The following is a 17976-nucleotide window of genomic DNA, read 5'->3' as shown; positions in this document are numbered from 1 at the left end:
TCTAGTTATGAATTATGGGCAGCGAATAATTAGTTACATACTTATACTAACCACGATCTATTTGTTTCTTGTAAAGTTTGAGTGAAACGGAGAGTTTTTTTATTGGTATTTACGTAAGGATTTAGGTAGGGAGGAGTTGACATAAGTGACGTTGTTGCCAAAGCATCCTTTGATGAGCAAGGAAGTCACTGTAAAATCAAGCAACGATCGCCTGTACCAATGGTCGAAGTGAAAATTGGTAGCAATACGGTTCGGTTAAGCAACCCTTAATCCGCCACGATTTTATGCAAAGCTGTACTAATAATCATGAACAGCTAACGGCAACAACAAGCGATTGACTACCCGATTATCTGGTAACTGATAGAAATTCAACTCTCCTCCTAGTTGCTGCATGAGGTTTTGGCAGATCGCCAGATGTAAAGCTGGTGGTTGGTCGAGGTTGGAGGGAGCAAGCACATCTTTGGGTGTATTATTATGTAGTTCTGTGAGTAGCTGTGGTTCGATCGCACCGTTATATGTAATCGATAATTCTAACGATGTCTGATGTTCAGCCCCTCCACTTGTAGAAGAATATTTTGTATCTAAGGGTTTTAACGCATCTAAACGGCGACACCAAATATCAATTCTGCTACTGGTTTGAGAACGGTTACAGGCAGTAACCAATAATTCATGGATAACTAATTCAATTTTGACAATATCACCAGCGATCGCTATTGCGGATTGAGTGCTGGAGGTAGGAACGCCTCTAACTAATGAAGAATTCTTGGGTGATTCTTGCTCGTCAATCGGTTGTCCCAAACCATGTACCCCAATCCACAGCTTTTGTTGTTTAAGTAAATTTTCAATCCGTTCGAGCGATCGCTTCAGTAAACTGGCTATGGGCATAGTTTCCCAACTGATATGTAGCTGCCAGTTCTCAAGTTTTAGCATTCCACTCATGGAGGTGGCTGTATGGTCTAACTGCCGCAGCAATAGTTGGTAGCGCATCTGAGTCAGTTCATTAGCAGGAATGCCCAGATCGTGTATTTGTTTCAGGGAATGGGCCGTTATTCTTTGAATTTCCTCTAGACGACGATGTTTGTACCAGTTGAGTTGTCGTAATTCTTCGGTTGTGGATTCTAAAAGTCGGGTAATTTGCTTTTCACGACGCCACCAGGCTAATTGAGAAATGAGAGTTGCTGTTGCACTGAGGTTTTGTTCTGACCAGCGACGCTCTTGATAGTCTACTAGCAACACTACACCAGTAGTTTCATAATCAGCAGTTGTACGCAATGCCATTACCAAAATTTGACTTTTGTCTGGAACATTCAACCATTTCCGGGTTTCTGGAGGTAAATTATCCACCTTCAAAGTCAGATAACTCTCTGTAGCAAGTGCCCACTGAATTAAGGCTTCAGCCTGGATAGAAATAGATGCATCAGAAAAAATCCCAAATTGGCTATTGTCAATCACTCCAGGAATAATTTCTGCCCAACTTTCACCAGGTGCCCAGGATAGCATTAGCGCTAAGGGACAACCCAAAATTGATGCTATTTGTTCGAGAGATGCAGCTTCTAAATGCTTTTTTTCGACTTCAATGCTGTTTTGGGATTGTGTCAGAATGCGTAAGCATTGCTCAAATGCCTGGGAAGTTTTTTGCTGCTGGGTGGTGCGATGATGTAATCGCCACTGACGAACAATTACACCAATCTGTTGACTGACGACCCACAGCAATTCTTTTTCTAGAGTTGTCCAAGAACGATAGCTTTCATGAGTAATCACCAAAAGTGCTGCTGGTATATGTTCGTGAGTGCATTTACAAACAAGTAGCGATCGCACATTATTCTCTAACAACGAGGGTCGCCAGTTAAAAAAGCGTAAATCTTCATCTAAGTTCTCAATTTCCACCGCTTGAGTTGAACTTTGCAAAAGCTGCCCATCTAATTCTTTGAGAGTATGAAGGGTAAATGTCAACGGTCGGCGATTATGGGGCTGACTTTGGTAAGTAAATTGATAATTCTTCTGCTCAGGGTCATACTGCAACAGTAAAAAGCGGGTAGCACCTAATCGAGCTAAAACTCTTTTAGCACAACTGTGTAAAGTTACCTGAAGGTCATGTTCGCTATAGATACCTTGGGCAACTTGGCTAGTCAGTTGGGCATCCTCTTGAATCTGTTTGATAGTACTTTCCATGCTTTCGGTCGGTACTAATAGGGAAATTAAACCAGCAACACCCTGGACGAAATTTTTGTCTGTGTCCGTCCAGATGCGAGGTTCATTGCTTTCCACCGCCAGAAAACCAACTAAGTTCTTTTGCCAGATAATCGGAGCTGCCAGAAGCGATCGCACCTTCAAGCGTTCCAGCAATTTTGCCGTAAAATGGCTTTTTAAAGAACTGCGGGCATCACCAATGGAGACAATTTGGTTAACTGCCAAAGCATAATAAAAATCGCTCAAGTCCTGTACAGTCATTCCTGCTGCTTGCTGACTGCTAGAATTGCGATCCATTTTGACCAGCTGATTGCTCATTCGACACCAAAAGTAGCGCCCTTCGCGCTCAAACCAGTAAACATTTGTCCGGTTGGGGGAGACAAATTTATGAGTTGCTTGCACCGCTACTTCAAGTCTTTGATTCAGGTTACTGAGGGTGCGTAAATTTTCTAGCAATTCTAATAATGGCTCGTCGGTTCGCCTAGTTTGCTTTTGGTGCTTATACATTTCATTTTGATAAAGCACTGCCCCTAGTTCACCTAAAACCATCATCAAACGTGCTTTTGTTTCTCCTGTCAGTAGGTAGCCCCAGCGTTCTGAACCCAATAACAGCAAGCCCAAGCAACGGTCTTTGTAGCGAATTGGTAAAAGAATCGTTCCTTGGATGTGGAATTTTTCGGCAATTTTTCGCCATTCGGCGGCGCGGATTTCAGTTTGCAAATCAGCTACGCCTAAAGGATGCTGTTCAATTACTACTTGTTCTAATAAATCCCCAGGACTGAGAACAACTCTTTGGCGTAAAAAGCTCATGTCACGATCGGGTGTGATGCCTCCTTTGCCAAATAATATGTGATTCAGGCGATCGTAAAGAGCAATCCAAATCAGTTTATAGTCAAACTCTTCCTTGAGATAAGAAATAGTAGTTTCAATCAGAACGTCAACATCATCTTCTTCTCTGAGGTTCTGGAGGACACGCCCCAAAGAGAGGATCTGCTGTTCGGCGGCTATAGGTTTTTGTGGCTGCCCCATCTGATTTATTGGTTAACATAACTTGTAATATATAAGATGCCCAGAAAAGCACTCTGAATAATATCGCCACAAGTATTAAACCACTCAACAGTAGTCACAGAACAGTTATTAACAGGTCAATAGTAAAATACAAAAGGTTTTAAGATGAAACAACGCAACTTTCGTACTATCAAGACAAACGGGGTTAGTCTGAGGACAGTTGTTGAAGGTCAGGGGCCTCTAGTAATTTTGCTTCACGGTTGGCCTCAATGCTGGTACTTGTGGCGTCACCAAATCGACCCGCTTGTGGAAGCAGGCTTTCAGGTGGCTGTTCCCGACCAACGAGGTTACGGTGGCAGCGATGCTCCAGAAGAAATCAATGCTTATGACATAATCCATTTAACTGGAGACGTTGTTGGCATAGCTGATGCCCTTGGGTATGCAACCTTCACTGTTATCGGACATGACTGGGGTGCGCCTGTAGCGTGGAACACAGCACTGCTGCATGAAGAACGAGTAAATGCTGTTGTCGGTATGAGCGTCCCTTACTTTCGTTACCCGGTCGGAGCATTAACAAAGCAAGAGAATTTTGCAGACAACTTTTGGTACATGGTCTACTTCCAAAAGCCTGGGATTGCTGAAGCTGAGTTTGAAGCAGACATCCGTCGTTCATTGCGGATGATTTATGCTAGCGTTAGCGGCTCTGCTCCTGAAGGAATTTTCTTCAACCCTAAACCATCAACCTCCGGTTTTCTAGATGGGTTAATCGATTCTGAGCAGCAACCGTTGGGGGTAACCCAAGAGGATCTAGATTATTATGTAGAGCAGTACAAACGCAGTGGCTTTCGTGGGGGATTAAGTTGGTATCGGAATATTGACAGGAACATGGAAATTACCCCTGAACTGCAAGATAAAAAGATATCCCAACCAGCATTGTTCATTGCTGGTGAAAAAGACGTGGTACTGAAGTTTCCTGGAATGAATCTTGATGAAATGAGCGAGTGGGTTCCGAACTTGAAAGGACAAGTCATCATCAAGAGTGCTGGTCACTGGGTAAGCGTAGAGTATCCTGAGGTGGTTAATGAAGCCTTACTTAGCTTCTTAAAGGATTTTGGCTCTCAACGATAACTTCTGTAAAATCTCTCGACAAAGCTGAGTAAAAAGATAAAAGTTAAAAGTTCAAAGGAAATGCCCATAAATAAATTCTCAGCGTAGTACTATTTTATTCTTCTTTCTTTTACCTTTTAACTTTTGCCTTGTTCGGTGAAAATCTAAACCTATCCAGATACAGCAGATTTAAAGTTAGTGAAGTACACAAATTAGGTCTGGTAGCCAAGCATAAAGCCTGTTTTACTTCTGAATTTTGCTGGATCTGGGTTCTGAGCGAATTGAAGGAGCAATTTGAGCAGCTATAGCAATCCTATTTAATTTGTGAAAAATACTCTTTTTAACGAACCGCAAAGGGGAGGCAGCGCGGTCTTGGGGGTCTCCACGCCAGTTGCTTCAAGTCGGCAGAGCCGCCCAACGCACTGGCTCCCCATGAGCGACTGCCGTCGCAAAGAGCGCAAAGATAAGAAAAGAGAAAGAATTTCACGAATGATTTAGGACTGCTATAGTCCGCGAGAAAATTAGACAATCCCAAGGGGAATGCTCTGTGTCAGATCCAAAAATAAAAGCTAATGGATATTTATCAAGTTGCAATTCGTCCACTGTTGTTCAATCTGCTAAAAACAGACCCAGAGTGGTTACACCAGCAGACGATTCGCAGTTTTCACTGGCTATCACAAACAGGTACTCAACAAAGAGCTAGTTGGCTAAATCGCCGCTTACAAAAATCGTTGTGCTTGTCTGATTCACGCCTAAAACAAAATTTGTTTGGGCTAAAGTTCCCAAATCCCGTAGGTTTAGCGGCTGGATTCGACAAAGATGGCGTTGCTGCTAACATCTGGTCTAGCCTGGGTTTTGGCTTTGCAGAATTGGGAACTGTAACTTTTCATCCACAGCCAGGAAATCCCCGTCCCCGTTTGTTTCGCTTGCCGTTGGATAAAGCTGCTCTCAATCGCATGGGCTTTAATAATCGCGGTGCAGCAGCAATGGCGGCACGATTAGCACAAGAAAAGCAGGAGTTAACCCGATCAATACCCATAGGGATAAATTTGGGTAAATCTAAGGTAACTCCCCTAGAAGCAGCCGCACAGGATTATCTCGATAGTTTTCGCTTACTCAAGGATTTGGGAGACTATTTCGTTGTTAATGTCTCTTCTCCCAATACACCGGGGTTGCGATCGCTCCAAGATGCTTCTATGCTCAGTGCCATCTTAGATTTATTACAGCAAGAAAACAATGCACAAAAACCTATTTTTGTCAAGATTGCGCCAGATTTATCATGGGAAGCAATCGCTGACATTATAACTCTTGCTAAAACCTACCACCTGGCGGGAATTATCGCTACTAACACCACGATCGGCCGTGATGGACTGAAAACCCAAGTGATTGACCAAACTGGCAAATCACCCCAGGATGAAGCTGGCGGAATTAGTGGTGAACCATTACGCGATCGCTCCACTGAGGTAATTCGTTTTATTTGGCAGCAAACTCAAGGACAAATCCCGATTATTGGCGTGGGTGGCATCTTTTCTGGTGAAGATGCTTGGGAGAAAATTACTGCTGGTGCTAGCTTGATTCAGGTTTATACAGGCTGGATTTACGAAGGGCCGCTGATGGTACGCCGCATTCTAGCTGATTTACTTTCCAAGCTAGAACAAAGTGGATTAAATTCCATCAACGAAGCTGTTGGTTTAGAATTCAAAAATCAACGAAGGCAGGAGGCAGGAGGCAGGAGGAAGGAGTAAGACTATCCGTACTCTATAACTGTTACCACCAGAGGGAGCAAGGGTTTAAGACAACAGTACTGAGCGAGAGTTCAGGGCTGCCAAATAATTCTCGGTCGAATAAAGGGGTGATTTTCCCCTACTGCCTCCTGCCTCCTTCAAACTTCTTTCTCCACTGGGAAAAACTCCTTGGTTTTTTCCGAGTATGACCAGGCAATACCATCAGGGTCTTTGCTGCGACTCCAGTCAGGAAACTCTGGATCGTTTCGCCGTTTATAAACCGTGCTGGAATAGACATTTAGCCGTTTAGCAAGTTCAGATTGAATGAGAGAGCCAAAAATTAACTGTTTTTCCAGCGATAGTTTAGCTTCCTCATGGGTTTGCTGTGGGAGTGATTCGGTTTCTGGTTCTTCCTCCTGTGGGGTTGGTGGTGGTGCTAGGAGCGATCGCGCTGTTTTAGTAACTGGTTGAGCCGGAAGTTCTTTAACAGGCTCACTACTATCAAGAATATTGCCGAGAATGCTGGCAGTTATAAAGTAATAAGACTGCCCTGCCTCTTCAGAGTTGACTATACTGGCACCAAATTCCGAGGCTTTAGTATCCAAGTAGCGTTTTGCCGTTGTTCCAGGAAAATTGCCCCTGATTGCCAAGTCCATTGGTGTCAGTCTACCCTGATTTTCACGAACCAATTGATGAAAAATTGGGTTAACTCGCATAGTCCACTGTTGCCATTGATATTCCTGCCAAAGCTTGAAGGCAATTACCAGCACAATTACCGCCAGTAAAATTCTCCAAGTGGTAACTAGGAAAATAATCAAAAACGAGATGGGCAAAAGTAGAACGAGAAAAGCCTTACCGTTACCTTCTATGGATTTCTCACTCATGCCGATTTTTGCCAAGTGAATTTTGGGAAATAATATTATTATATTGGCAAAAATTGAGACACTTTTTTGTATCTTTTGGCAAAGTTACGGCAAATTTTTCGGCAAAATCTTTACTCAGTAGGAGTTATACGTTTATCAACCTTCTGGTGATCTAACATTGGTCTGCGATCGCGCAAAAGTTTTTTACCAGAGAAAATAAGAGGGTTTTGATGAGAGCGATCGCCATACATATTGGATAATCTGCTCCCGAAATTTTGAGCGACGGTTTAATTGTACTCCTCAGACTTTTCTTTCCAAAGCAATAATCCTAAATTGGTTTGCTAGACCCTTGACAATAGATAATACCTATACTACATTTATAATACAAGTCAACTTTCACTAGGAAGTTAGCTTTCAGCAGTAGCGAATAGCTTAAATGGCAGAGCGCCCACCTTGCCCGGAAGGGCCGACGTATTGAGGGTTATCGCATATAACTAAAACACCCTCGATCTAACTTCTGGAGGTGTAGGTAAAAATCCTACTTCGTTACAGCAAATTTATATGTAGTGGGTAGCTCAGTGGATAGAGCACCTAAATATCCTTATTCACACCTTGCCTGAAAAGGCCGACGAATTGAGGGTTATCGCCTGCCAAGCGGGAGGTCGCGGGTTCAATTCCCGCTCCACTACACCAATTAATTTTAGATTTTGGATTGAATTTAAATTCAAAATTTTCATGTGGCGGGTAGCTCAGAGGTAGAGCGCTAAACATCCTTGTTCACCCCTTGCCTGCAAAGGCCGACGAATTAGGGTTATCGATTAGGGTTCGAGAGGTCGCGGGTTCAAATCCCGCTCCGCTACACCAAATAATTTTGGATTAAATTTAAAATCCAAAATCCAAAATTTTCATGTGGCAGATAGCTCAGTTGGTAGAGCGCCGAAAAACATCCTTGTTCACATTTTGCCTGAAAAGGCCGACGAATTAGGGTTATCGCCTCTTAAGCCGGATGTCGCGGGTTCAAATCCTGCTCTGCCACCTTTCATTTTTGCCCGCAAGGGCCGGGAGATGAAACGATGAATTACAATTTTTTCACTAAAAAGAAGACAACTACACCTCAAAATCAACCTATCCCCGGACGAGAAGCAGAAATGGTTCAGGGACGTTCCGGCGGCTGGATGTTTGATGCTGGTATTTGGAAAATGCTGCGCCGTTGTTTGTTGGTTGGCACAGCAAAAAGCACTTACTACGCTGGCAAACAGGAATTAACTGAGGATTTTGTGACAGTTGTCAGACAAGCTGTTGCCGAAAATCCTGGCCGTGTCGCAGAAGAAATTCTCTATGCTAGCGATGGACGCGCCATCAATAATAGTGCGCCTATCTTGGCTTTAGTGTTGCTATCAATGGGTGAAGCACCAGAAGCAAAACAGGCGTTTGGTGAAATTTTCCCGCAAGTTGTCCGCACTGGTAGCCACTTCTATGAATGGCTGAACTACACCAAATCTCTGCGGGGATTTGGCAAAGTAGTGCGGGAAGCTGGTAAAACTTGGCTCTCAAGGGAAGATGTCAAAGGCTTGGCTTATCAACTGTTGAAATATCAACAGCGTCAAGGTTTCTCCCACCGAGATGCGTTGCGGTTGTTCCATGTCAAACCGCCTACAGAAAATCACCGTCAACTATTTGAATGGGTAGTTAGAGGCTGGGAAGAATTGCCAGCAGATATCCCCTCAGAGGCATTGGCGCAGATTTGGTGGTATGAGTGGCTGAAGCGGAATCCAACCCAAACCCATGAAGCTATTTCCCAAGGACGCTTAACCCACGAAATGGCTGCACCAGTGGGCAAAATGGATCAGCTTGCTTGGCAGCTGCTATTTCAGGAAATGCCAATAGGTGCAATGTTGCGTAACTTGGGTTCTTTAACTGAACTGGGTGTGTTGCGAACAGATGAAAGTGCCAACTTGCTGCAAGTGGAAGCAGTTCTTAACAACAAAGAACATCTGCGTAAAGGTCGCATCCATCCAATTGATGTTTTGAAAGCACTCAAAACTTATAAATCTGGTGGAACATTAGGACGCAGTAAGAAAACTTGGAACACAGTTCCTCGGATTGTAGACATTTTAGAAAAGGCGGTTGAACTGTCTTTTGATGTTGTGCAACCCACAGGTAAAGTGTTCATGCACGCCGTAGACGTTTCTGGTTCTATGGGTAGCATGGTTGCAGATATGGGACTGACTTGCTGTGAAATTGCCACCACAATGGCACTGGTGACAGCAAAAGCAGAAAAAAACTACATGATTCGTGGTTTTGCTACCGAATTCCGGGAATTAAGTATCACTGCTAAAGATAGTTTTAGTTCTGCGGTTCGCAAAGCTAGCAATCAAAACTTCGGTGGAACGGATGCATCGGTAGCTTATGACTGGATGATTAAGAATAAGTTTAAAGCTGATGTAGTCTGCTTTTGGACTGACTCAGAAAGCTGGGCTGGGTATAAGCATCCAAGTCAAGCGCTGAAGGAGTACCGCAAAAAGGTAAATCCTAACGTCAAGGCGGTGTATGTCACCCTGACACCTTACCAAATTACTTTGGTAGATCCTGAAGATTCGCTGTCTTGGGATTTGGCAGGGTTCGACCCAGGTACACCTCGGATCATCCAGATGCTGGCTACGGGTGAATTGTAAATATTGCTGAAGGGTAAAGGATGAAACACTTTATCCTTCATGCTTCATGGCGGGTTATCCTTGTTCGCAACTTGCCTTTCGGGGCCGAAGAATTTAAGGTTATCGGTTACGTCTCCACCATTGTGGGGATAAGCGGGTTCAATCCCCGCACCCGCCTTTGTTTTTGATTTTTACCTCACGCAAGAGTGCAAAGAAGAAGGCGATTTAATTTTTGAATGGTCGTTTTTCTATTTCAGCGATGGGTAAGAGTAGGGTGTCTTCGATGTGCGATCGCACTTCATCAGAAGCACTATTGAGACAATAAACAAGTAATTTATTAGCATTGTAATACTGTTGAACTAAGTCCCGTTGCCTTTCTGTGAACTTCCAGTCATGCCCAATATTACGATATTTAATTAGCATTAATCTTAGTTTTCCTGCTAAATTCTTTACTTCACTTGACCAATCATCCTGCCAAGAGTTTTCATATCCTCCACCATATAAGAAAGACATGGAAGCACTGTAGTCTAGAATCTTATTCTCCAAGCTTTGAAGTAATTTTACTAATTCAGGTTCTAGAGCATAATGCTTAAGATCAGTTTTTTTAGGAGAATCACCAAAAGCATAGGCTAATTCAAGGTCAATATAAATATTATTAAATTCGTCAAATTTTTCTGTTAATTCTAAACCTAAAATAAAAGCTATTTCAGGATTAAAATCGTCTTCAAAGAAAGCTATAACAGAATTAGGACATAGATGATAAATTGCATGATTGATACTCAGTGCTAGATACAAGTAAAACGCTCTAATGCTTGGTTTATTAAAAGTACACTTGATGGAAGATGATTTTTCTTGTACCCATACAAGAAATAATTGCAACTCAGGTTCTGCTTCTAAAATTGCATCAACTTGTTTTTTAATTAAAGGTAGCTGCTCGTTATTTAAGTCATTAATCAATAAACTGAAATTTTCTATAGATGCTGCACGAATAAATGTATGCAGGTAATATTCATCATCACAATTTTTGATTAAAGAATAATCGCATAAATCATCAATTACCCGTTGTTGCCGATTTTTTGGTACATCCCAAAGCAAACAAAATAGCCATATTTTTGGTACGTTGATTCCTTGATTAGGGTAAAATCCAAAACGGCAGAGAAGTTTATAAGCCTGTATATTATCATTTTTGAGCTTATCAAACTGACGTTGAACAAGTTTTTCTATAGTCCTATGTCTTAATATATCTTCACGGTTATCCTGCCAATAAACTTTTAAATTCCCTTGAGCTTTTTTGACAATCTCAGGACTAAGGATAAACATAGCCTCAGCATTTCCACCATAGGCTTGGTGCATTTCACTAAGAGCATCATCATCTATACTAATTTTGCAAATTTCAAAATACTGTTGCCATGACTCTTGCTTCAATCCATCCAACTCATAATTAGTAAAAGTTTGAATACGTTTTACTATATGTTCATAAATTTGCTCACGGCTTGTAATAAGTGTTATCGACTGTACATTTTTATTAGCTAGTACAGTTAATAGTTCTACATAATAGCTATGATGTGGTTCTATAAACTCGCCATTTATTAAAGCAGGTTCAAGATTATCAATTAAGACACCAATTTTTTTAGTTTTTAGCTGGATTTTCAATTGCTCTAGCATAGTAATAAAATTTTGCTCTGGATTTACTTTAAAGTAATTTATTAGCTTGATTCTTACCCAATCTTCTACTGAGTTCAGGTTCTGGGGTGTACTTCCTACAGGCAGTTCAAGACACTCTAAACCTTGAAGCTCAAACCATTTTGTAGCTAAGGTTGTTTTACCTATACCGCCCTCTGCGTGAATTAGAATAACTTTTGCGCCTTCCTTAACAAGGTTGTTGAGGTGTGCGATCGCTTCCTCACGCCCCACAAAATTATTATTGTTGATTGTCGTATCTTGAAGTTGCTCTGTTCTAGGTTCGTTAGTTGGAATATCAACTATCTTTTTCCAATCTAAACCTAGCCTTTTACAAATTTCTTCAAAATTAAGTCGGTCAACTGCCGTACTGTTAAAAAAGTTATGTACTGTTGACCGAGCTATTCCTAACTCTAAAGCTAAAGCCTTTTTACCCAAAGCGTTACGAGTTAAAGCTTTGCTTGCTTGTTCTATTCCTTTTAGAGATGCTTTAAGCGATCGCCCAGTCATATTTTAAATATGCAACTTTGAATAATTTTAACTGAGTTAATTAAAAGTCATACGTACTCATACACAAAGTCAGACACTTTGGACTTTTAACTCAGACACTATCTCAGACAGCAGCCCTCGAAGCTAGTTGATGTAGTCATTCACAACACTTATGAAATCTACTTACATCAACGGACGATGCTACTATCAAGGTAATAATGGTGTTCTTCTTCCTGCTGTTACCACAGTTTTAAAAGCGACACAGCCACCAAAGTCTCTAGCCGCCCTTTCCTATTGGCGTAATAAAGTTGGCGATGCAGAAGCAAATCGAATCGCTGCTAACAGCCGTTGCCGAGGAAATGCCTTGCACCAGTTGATTAAAGAACACCTGCAAGGTTACTCACCCAAACCTGACAGCAGCCTGATTCAACCTTACTGGGATAGCGTTCAATCTGTGCTAAACCAACTTAGCGATGTTCAACTGGTTGAGCAAGTTGTGCCTAACTATCAGGAACTTTACGCCGGGAAAGTTGATTTAGTTGCTCGTTACCAAGGTGTTCCCCATTTAATTGAATGGACTACAGCCCAGGAACCAAAACTAAGAATTGATAAGCTTTATGACAAGCCTTTACAACTAGCTGCTTATGGTGGTGCGATAAATCGGTATTATAGTGATCGCCTCTTTAACTGTAAAATTAACCATGCTCTGATTGTCGTAGCCTTGCCAGGTGAGGAAGCAGAGATTTTTGAATTTGACCGTGCAAGGCTAATTCATGTCTGGCATCAATGGCTTAATCGGCTGAATTTTTTCTTCAGTGCAGTTGCTGCATAAAAGTGCGATCGCCTACGCTCGGCTGGAAGCGATCGCAATTTTTTTACAAAAAGCGCAACGCAAAAATTTGATCGCCGATCATTTATTCAACTACCAAATAATTAATTAAACAATTGCCCCAAGAAATTGATAATTGGTTTCCAAAAGATACCAGTTAACACATAAGGAGCGTATTGTAAAAGCGGGAAACTTGATTGCTTCGACGGTTTTAGCGGTAAACACTCCAAGAGAAAAGGCACTATACAGGTAAGCCCATAAGCAGTTGCTAACGCTCTTTTCCATTCAGGATCATCGCCTGCGATCGGGCTAAAGTAAATACCCAGCATAATGAAAGAGATCATTAAAAACTGCTCCCATAAAAACCAGGATTGGGGTGGTAGAAAATAAACTAACTGGAGAAAGCTATTGTTATTTATTTTTTGTCGCATTCCCAAAAGTACAGCCCAAGTTGCAGCCCCAACAATACCATCATCTTTCAGTCCATAAGTTCTTTGAAAGCGTTTAACGCCTCTTTCAGTTTCACGACTAAAATACCCGTCAGGTTCTTTTTTGAAAAATCTTTCTTCATTGAGAATAGTTTGTAGTTCCTTAACTGCATCCTGTAATTTTGGGGATATACTTTTTTGATTGCGGTAAAGCCGTGGGTAAAAAAGGCAAGCCCAACTCAGTGGTCCAACTACTCCATCTACCTGAAGATTATTGGCTTTCTGAAAATTTATTACAGCCTCTTCTGTTTCTAAGTCAAATTTACCACTAATATCTGAGAGAAAACCCTGGGCTTGCAGTCGCTCTTGCAGTTCATTTATTGATTCCTGTGCAGAGTTGGGTGAAAAGCCTCGGTATAATATAGGACGTTTATTGAATACACAGACTTGTTTCTCTTCTGGAAAATAACGCCGGGATTGTTTTAGTCCAAACAGGAGGTTTAGAAAGCTAAGTGTTTTATTTGTCATAGTTTTATTGAGTAATTTGTGAAAAAATAACCTGGCACAGTTCTAGAACTGAGAAGCCAGTATGTGGGAAGCCTCTACTTAGTAGAGACCAAAATAAACTTATAAATTAGCTTAAGGAATAAATTTGTGACATGCCCTAACACTGTTAAAAAAATGTTAGTGATTTAGAGAACTTCTGTTTGTTAAAATGTTGTGACTAATGCCACATTGATAACCAATTTATCGGGTGATATTTATGTCAGGTCAGTCAGAAGGTTGGAATTTACCTAAAAGTTGGAATCGCAAGATTTTGCAGGACTGGGAGATAGATCGACTACTGACTAACTTGGAGGTTACGCTTCAAAAGCGTTATAGACAAAGTACTAAAAAAGACCTGTTACTTGGGTTACTCTGTGGGTACAGCTTGAAAAAGATTGGTCAAGATTTACACAAAAAAAACGCTGTTGTCAGAGCAGGGTTAAGCAATATTTATCGGGACATTGAAACTTTGACAGGAGAAACAAATAAAAGTGTCAAGTCCAGTAATCTTGTGTATATTTTGGAAAAACATGGATATCGCAGAAATTCTGTCGTATCTGCTATCAAAAGCCGCTCCATTCCCCACAATCTGCCAGCACCGACTTACACCCAATTTATTGGTCGGGAAGCGGATATGAAGAAGCTTCTGGAACGCCTTTCACCGGATCATGGTGCTCATATGATTACAGTGCATGGTATTGGTGGCGTAGGTAAAACGGCACTGGTGTTAGAAGCTGCTTACCTATGCTTAAAAGCCAGTAACAAAAACTCTTCTGACGCACCCAGATTTGATGCGATTATTTTCACTTCAGCCAAACAACAGGAGCTCATTCCCGATAGTATTTTGCGGCGGCAACAGGGACAGCACAACCTGCGCGATATCTTTCGGGAAATTGCTAATGCCTTAGACGACCCAACGATTATTCAATCTCCTGCCAATGACCAATTTGACCGTGTACGCCAAAGTCTCTCGAAACAGAGAACACTGTTGATTGTGGACAATATGGAGACTATAGAGGACAGGAATGAGGTCATAGAGTTCTTATACAATCTACCCATTTGCGTAAAAGTAGTAATTACTAGCCGTGAACAAATTGCCTTGCTGCCGATCCGTCTGCAAAACTTGCCCTTAGATGATGGTTTGCAGTTGATTCAACAACAAGCTGAAGAAAAAGCTATAACTATCAACGATGAAGACTCGAAGCGGCTGTACGATCACACTGATGGAATCCCCCTCGCCATCGTATATGCGATCGGTCAAGTATCCAGTGGCTACTCTTTAAACTCAGTATTGGATCGATTGACCTCGGCTACAAGTGATGTAGCTCGTTTTTGCTTTGAGCAATCAGTGCAAGGAATTAAGGGACAACCACCTCACAAGTTACTGATGTCACTGGCGATTTTTCTTGACTCTCCTATCCAAGCTGCTGTAGCTGAGGTTGCTGGACTAACAGCCGCTCCTGATGCTGTAAATAATGGCTTGGCACGTTTACAGCAACTTTGCTTTGTGAATCTCCACCTAAAGACTAAGCGCTTTGAGATGCTCTCTCTGACTCGTGAGTATGCCTTAGCAGAATTAGCTGCTTACCCAGATTTTGAAAAAGAAGCACGGAATCGGTGGGTGAAATGGTATCTGGATTTTGCCTACAGTTATGGCGGAGAAGATTGGGAAAAATGGATACATTACGACAGGTTAGAGGAAGAGGAAGGAAATCTGCGGGCAGTACTTTATTGGTGTAAAAACCAAAACCACTATGCAGAAGTTAGGGATTTGTGGTTGCTCTTGAACCACTACGCCAATCTATATGCTTATTGGGACGATCGCCTCGATTGGTTGCAATGGCTCATAGAACAATCAGAACGACGTGGTGAATGGTCATCTTTAGTGAAATTCATGATCCGCAAAACCTGGCTGCTGATTCGCGAATGTTCACCTGAAAGTCTGAAAAAAGCAGACGAAATTTTACAACAGGCATGGGTTTTACGTGACCATGCAGATTCATGCGTTCAGGCTGACTTAGCCGAAAGTATAGCTAGGCTGCAAATCAGACAGAAAGATTATCAAGATGCACACCACTGGCTAAATGTAGAAGAAAAATTGGTGATTGAGGCGAATCTAGAGGAGCGAAAGCACATCCGCTATTTTATTCCCGTTCTTTATCATCGGGCTGAAATCTTTTATTCAGAAGGTGAATATCTTTTAGCAAAGAAGCTATTTCAAGATGTGATGGAAAGTGCAAAAAAAATTAATTGGCATCGGGTGATCAATTCTGCTCAAAATTGGCTTGCTGACATTGCCATTGAACAAGATGATTGCGATGAAGCTCAAAAACTATTAACTCAAGGCTTAACAGTCGCCAAAAGCACCAATAATAAACGTCGTTTGGCTCGCTACCAACGTTCTTTTGCTCGCTGGGAGAGAAATTGGGGAAGTCCAGAGAAAGCCCGTCAATTATCAACTCAGGCTATCAATGGTTTTGAGCAATTGGGAATGACAAAGGATGCACAGGAGATGCAAACTTTACTTGATTGCCCATAATTATCTGCAAACAACGTATTTCCAGTTGTTTTCTAGTATGGCTGCTGCCCAAATTAAGCAATGGGTTACACCTTGTCGCCAGCGATCGCACTTCTAAGTACTGCCTAGACAAGATGCGTTATTTGTCAAAAAAATGTAATATAAGTTAGTAATAATTGGGCGATCGCTGTTCTTTTTCGATCTAATACTATTAATGCGGCAATATCCTACATATTATCAGCCTGATTTCATCCCAAATTGTCCATCCAAAGACAGTAGATGAAGTTTTGTCTGAATCACTATAAGGGATGAAATAGCTCTGCTTTCCAAACAGTAAAAAAGGAACAGATTTTTATGACATTTGATTATGATTTGTTTGTCATTGGTGCTGGGCCTGGGGGATTGGCAGCAGCTAAAAAAGCAGCTAGTTATGGTGTACGTGTCGCTGTTGCCGAAGAAGAAGCCATTGGTGGAACTTGTGTAAATCGCGGCTGCGTTCCGAAAAAGCTGATTGTCTACGCTGCTGACTTCGCCCTGCAAAATCAAATAGCGCATAGTTATGGGTGGAGTGACTGTCAAACATACTTTGACTGGACATTATTTATTAAGTCAGTACATCAGCACATTGACAGCGTTAACCAATCCTATTTTCAGCAATTGCAAAAAGCTGGAATTGAATTAATATCTCAACGTGCCACTTTCATCGATGCCCATACTATCAATGTTGATGGACGCAAAGTTACAGCCGACAAAATTTTAATTGCTGTGGGAGGGCAACCCCTTAAGCCCAATATCCCAGGTATAGAATACGCCATCACATCCCGCGAGATGTTTCAGCTACCCTATCTACCGAAACGTTTAGCAATTATTGGCGGCGGCTACATTGGCGTAGAATTTTCCAGCATGATGCACGCTTTCGGCTGCGAAGTGACGGTGATTGAAAAAGACGAGATGATTTTATCGGGATTTGATGATGACATTCGCTCTGCTGTACAACAGGGTTTGATTAAACGCAAAATTAAGTTGTTCACCAACAGCACTGTTCAAGAAATCAAATTCTCAGAAGAGGGTTTGTTGTTAACTATTACTGGTGAGAGCCAAGAAATAATTACAGCAGATACCATCTTAGTTGCCACAGGTTATGCTCCAAATACTAAGAATCTTGGTTTGGAAAATGCCCATATTGAATTAGGCGAGGATGGTGCAATCAAAGTAGATGAATACAGCCGCACCAGCCAAGAAAATATTTTTGCTGTGGGTGATTGCACCAGTCGGGTGCAATTGACTCCAGTGGCTAAGGCAGAAGGTATTGCCTTTGCCGATACAGTTTTTGGCAACAAGGCGCAAAAACTAAATTATGATTATGTGCCCACTGCTGTTTTTTGTCGTCCAGAAGCGGCTAGTGTAGGGATGACGGAAGCGAAAGCACGGGAAAAATTTGGTGAATCTGTAGAATGCTACCGTACCCAATTCCAACCACTGTTGTATCAGATGATCGAACAAAATGAGCCAACCACTATAAAGTTAGTGGTTAATGCTGATTCTGGACAAGTTTTGGGCGCTCATATGGTGGGTGAACACGCAGCAGATATCATTCAAAGCCTCGGTGTGGCAATTCGCAAAGGCATTACTAAGGAAGATTTTGATCAAACCATAGCCATTCATCCCACAACAGGAGAAGAATTTCTGTCGTTAAATTAAAATCATGTGCAGGGCTGAGTGAAAAAGCCACAAACAGAGAAGGGGGAAATCCTTCTTCTCATCTCCCCACTATATGGCAACTCCAAAAATTAAATTACAACTATCAGATTTTGCTTCCCCTACTCAAGAACAGCTTCCACAGCAATTGGATACTTTTTTATCATACATTCAAGGGTTTAAATCCCCTATGTCTACACTTAGCATATTTTGAGTCGGGGTTTAAATCCCCAACTCAAAAT

Annotated in this window: 10 protein-coding genes and 3 tRNA genes; 9 read left to right on the top strand and 4 right to left on the bottom strand. The window is 41.8% G+C overall.

Annotation, left to right across the window (positions count from 1 at the left end):
* Window positions 1-297: 297 nt before the first annotated feature.
* A complete protein-coding gene (locus HWQ58_RS31895) occupies window positions 298-3219 on the bottom strand; it encodes a GAF domain-containing protein (protein ID WP_292871852.1) in 2922 nt (973 codons plus the stop codon).
* Between the two features lie 144 nt (window positions 3220-3363).
* Here HWQ58_RS31895 and HWQ58_RS31890 point away from each other — a divergent pair, with 144 nt between their 5' ends.
* The gene (locus tag HWQ58_RS31890; RefSeq protein ID WP_292871850.1) at window positions 3364-4326 is read left to right on the top strand and encodes an alpha/beta hydrolase; all 963 of its coding nucleotides are present in this window, start codon (window positions 3364-3366) and stop codon (window positions 4324-4326) included.
* Window positions 4327-4877: 551 nt separating this feature from the next.
* Entirely contained in the window at window positions 4878-6050 is a 1173-nt protein-coding gene (locus HWQ58_RS31885) for a quinone-dependent dihydroorotate dehydrogenase (RefSeq protein WP_292871848.1), read from the top strand.
* A 137-nt stretch (window positions 6051-6187) separates the two neighbouring features.
* On the opposite strand, the gene HWQ58_RS31880 is transcribed toward HWQ58_RS31885, so the two are convergent.
* Window positions 6188-6913 carry a hypothetical protein gene (locus HWQ58_RS31880; RefSeq protein WP_292871846.1) on the bottom strand — a complete coding sequence of 242 codons (726 nt, stop codon included), beginning with the start codon at window positions 6911-6913 and terminating at the stop codon, window positions 6188-6190.
* Window positions 6914-7455: 542 nt separating this feature from the next.
* On the opposite strand from HWQ58_RS31880, the gene HWQ58_RS31875 reads away from it, so the two are divergent.
* The 4 genes from HWQ58_RS31875 (at window position 7456) to HWQ58_RS31860 (ending at window position 9567) form a co-directional block, all read left to right on the top strand.
* A tRNA-OTHER gene (locus HWQ58_RS31875) sits at window positions 7456-7585 on the top strand.
* Window positions 7586-7629: 44 nt separating this feature from the next.
* Window positions 7630-7756, top strand: a tRNA-OTHER gene (locus tag HWQ58_RS31870).
* A gap of 46 nt (window positions 7757-7802) precedes the next feature.
* A tRNA-OTHER gene (locus HWQ58_RS31865) sits at window positions 7803-7928 on the top strand.
* A 37-nt stretch (window positions 7929-7965) separates the two neighbouring features.
* Window positions 7966-9567: a TROVE domain-containing protein gene (locus tag HWQ58_RS31860; protein ID WP_292871844.1), complete on the top strand. Its 1602-nt coding sequence runs from the start codon at window positions 7966-7968 to the stop codon at window positions 9565-9567.
* A gap of 204 nt (window positions 9568-9771) precedes the next feature.
* Here HWQ58_RS31860 and HWQ58_RS31855 read toward each other — a convergent pair whose 3' ends face one another.
* Complete coding sequence (locus tag HWQ58_RS31855) at window positions 9772-11736, bottom strand: hypothetical protein (RefSeq protein WP_292871842.1); 1965 nt, start codon at window positions 11734-11736, stop codon at window positions 9772-9774.
* A gap of 151 nt (window positions 11737-11887) precedes the next feature.
* Here HWQ58_RS31855 and HWQ58_RS31850 point away from each other — a divergent pair, with 151 nt between their 5' ends.
* Window positions 11888-12547 (top strand): exonuclease, encoded by a 660-nt coding sequence (locus HWQ58_RS31850; protein WP_292871840.1) that lies wholly within the window; start codon window positions 11888-11890, stop codon window positions 12545-12547.
* A gap of 101 nt (window positions 12548-12648) precedes the next feature.
* Here the strand turns inward: HWQ58_RS31850 and HWQ58_RS31845 are convergent, their stop codons facing one another.
* Window positions 12649-13500: a peptidoglycan-binding protein gene (locus HWQ58_RS31845; RefSeq protein WP_292871838.1), complete on the bottom strand. Its 852-nt coding sequence runs from the start codon at window positions 13498-13500 to the stop codon at window positions 12649-12651.
* Window positions 13501-13735: 235 nt separating this feature from the next.
* Between HWQ58_RS31845 and HWQ58_RS31840 the strand changes: the two genes are divergently transcribed.
* Window positions 13736-16057 carry a tetratricopeptide repeat protein gene (locus HWQ58_RS31840; RefSeq protein WP_292871836.1) on the top strand — a complete coding sequence of 774 codons (2322 nt, stop codon included), beginning with the start codon at window positions 13736-13738 and terminating at the stop codon, window positions 16055-16057.
* Between the two features lie 333 nt (window positions 16058-16390).
* Entirely contained in the window at window positions 16391-17737 is a 1347-nt protein-coding gene (gorA, locus tag HWQ58_RS31835) for a glutathione-disulfide reductase (RefSeq protein ID WP_292871834.1), read from the top strand.
* Window positions 17738-17976: the final 239 nt, after the last annotated feature.

Source organism: Nostoc sp. LPT, assembly GCF_017115165.1.
In the GTDB taxonomy this organism is placed as follows: Bacteria; Cyanobacteriota; Cyanobacteriia; order Cyanobacteriales; family Nostocaceae; genus Nostoc.
The sequence above is the reverse complement of the archived record's forward strand: the minus strand, read 5'-3'. Positions and strand labels throughout refer to the sequence as shown.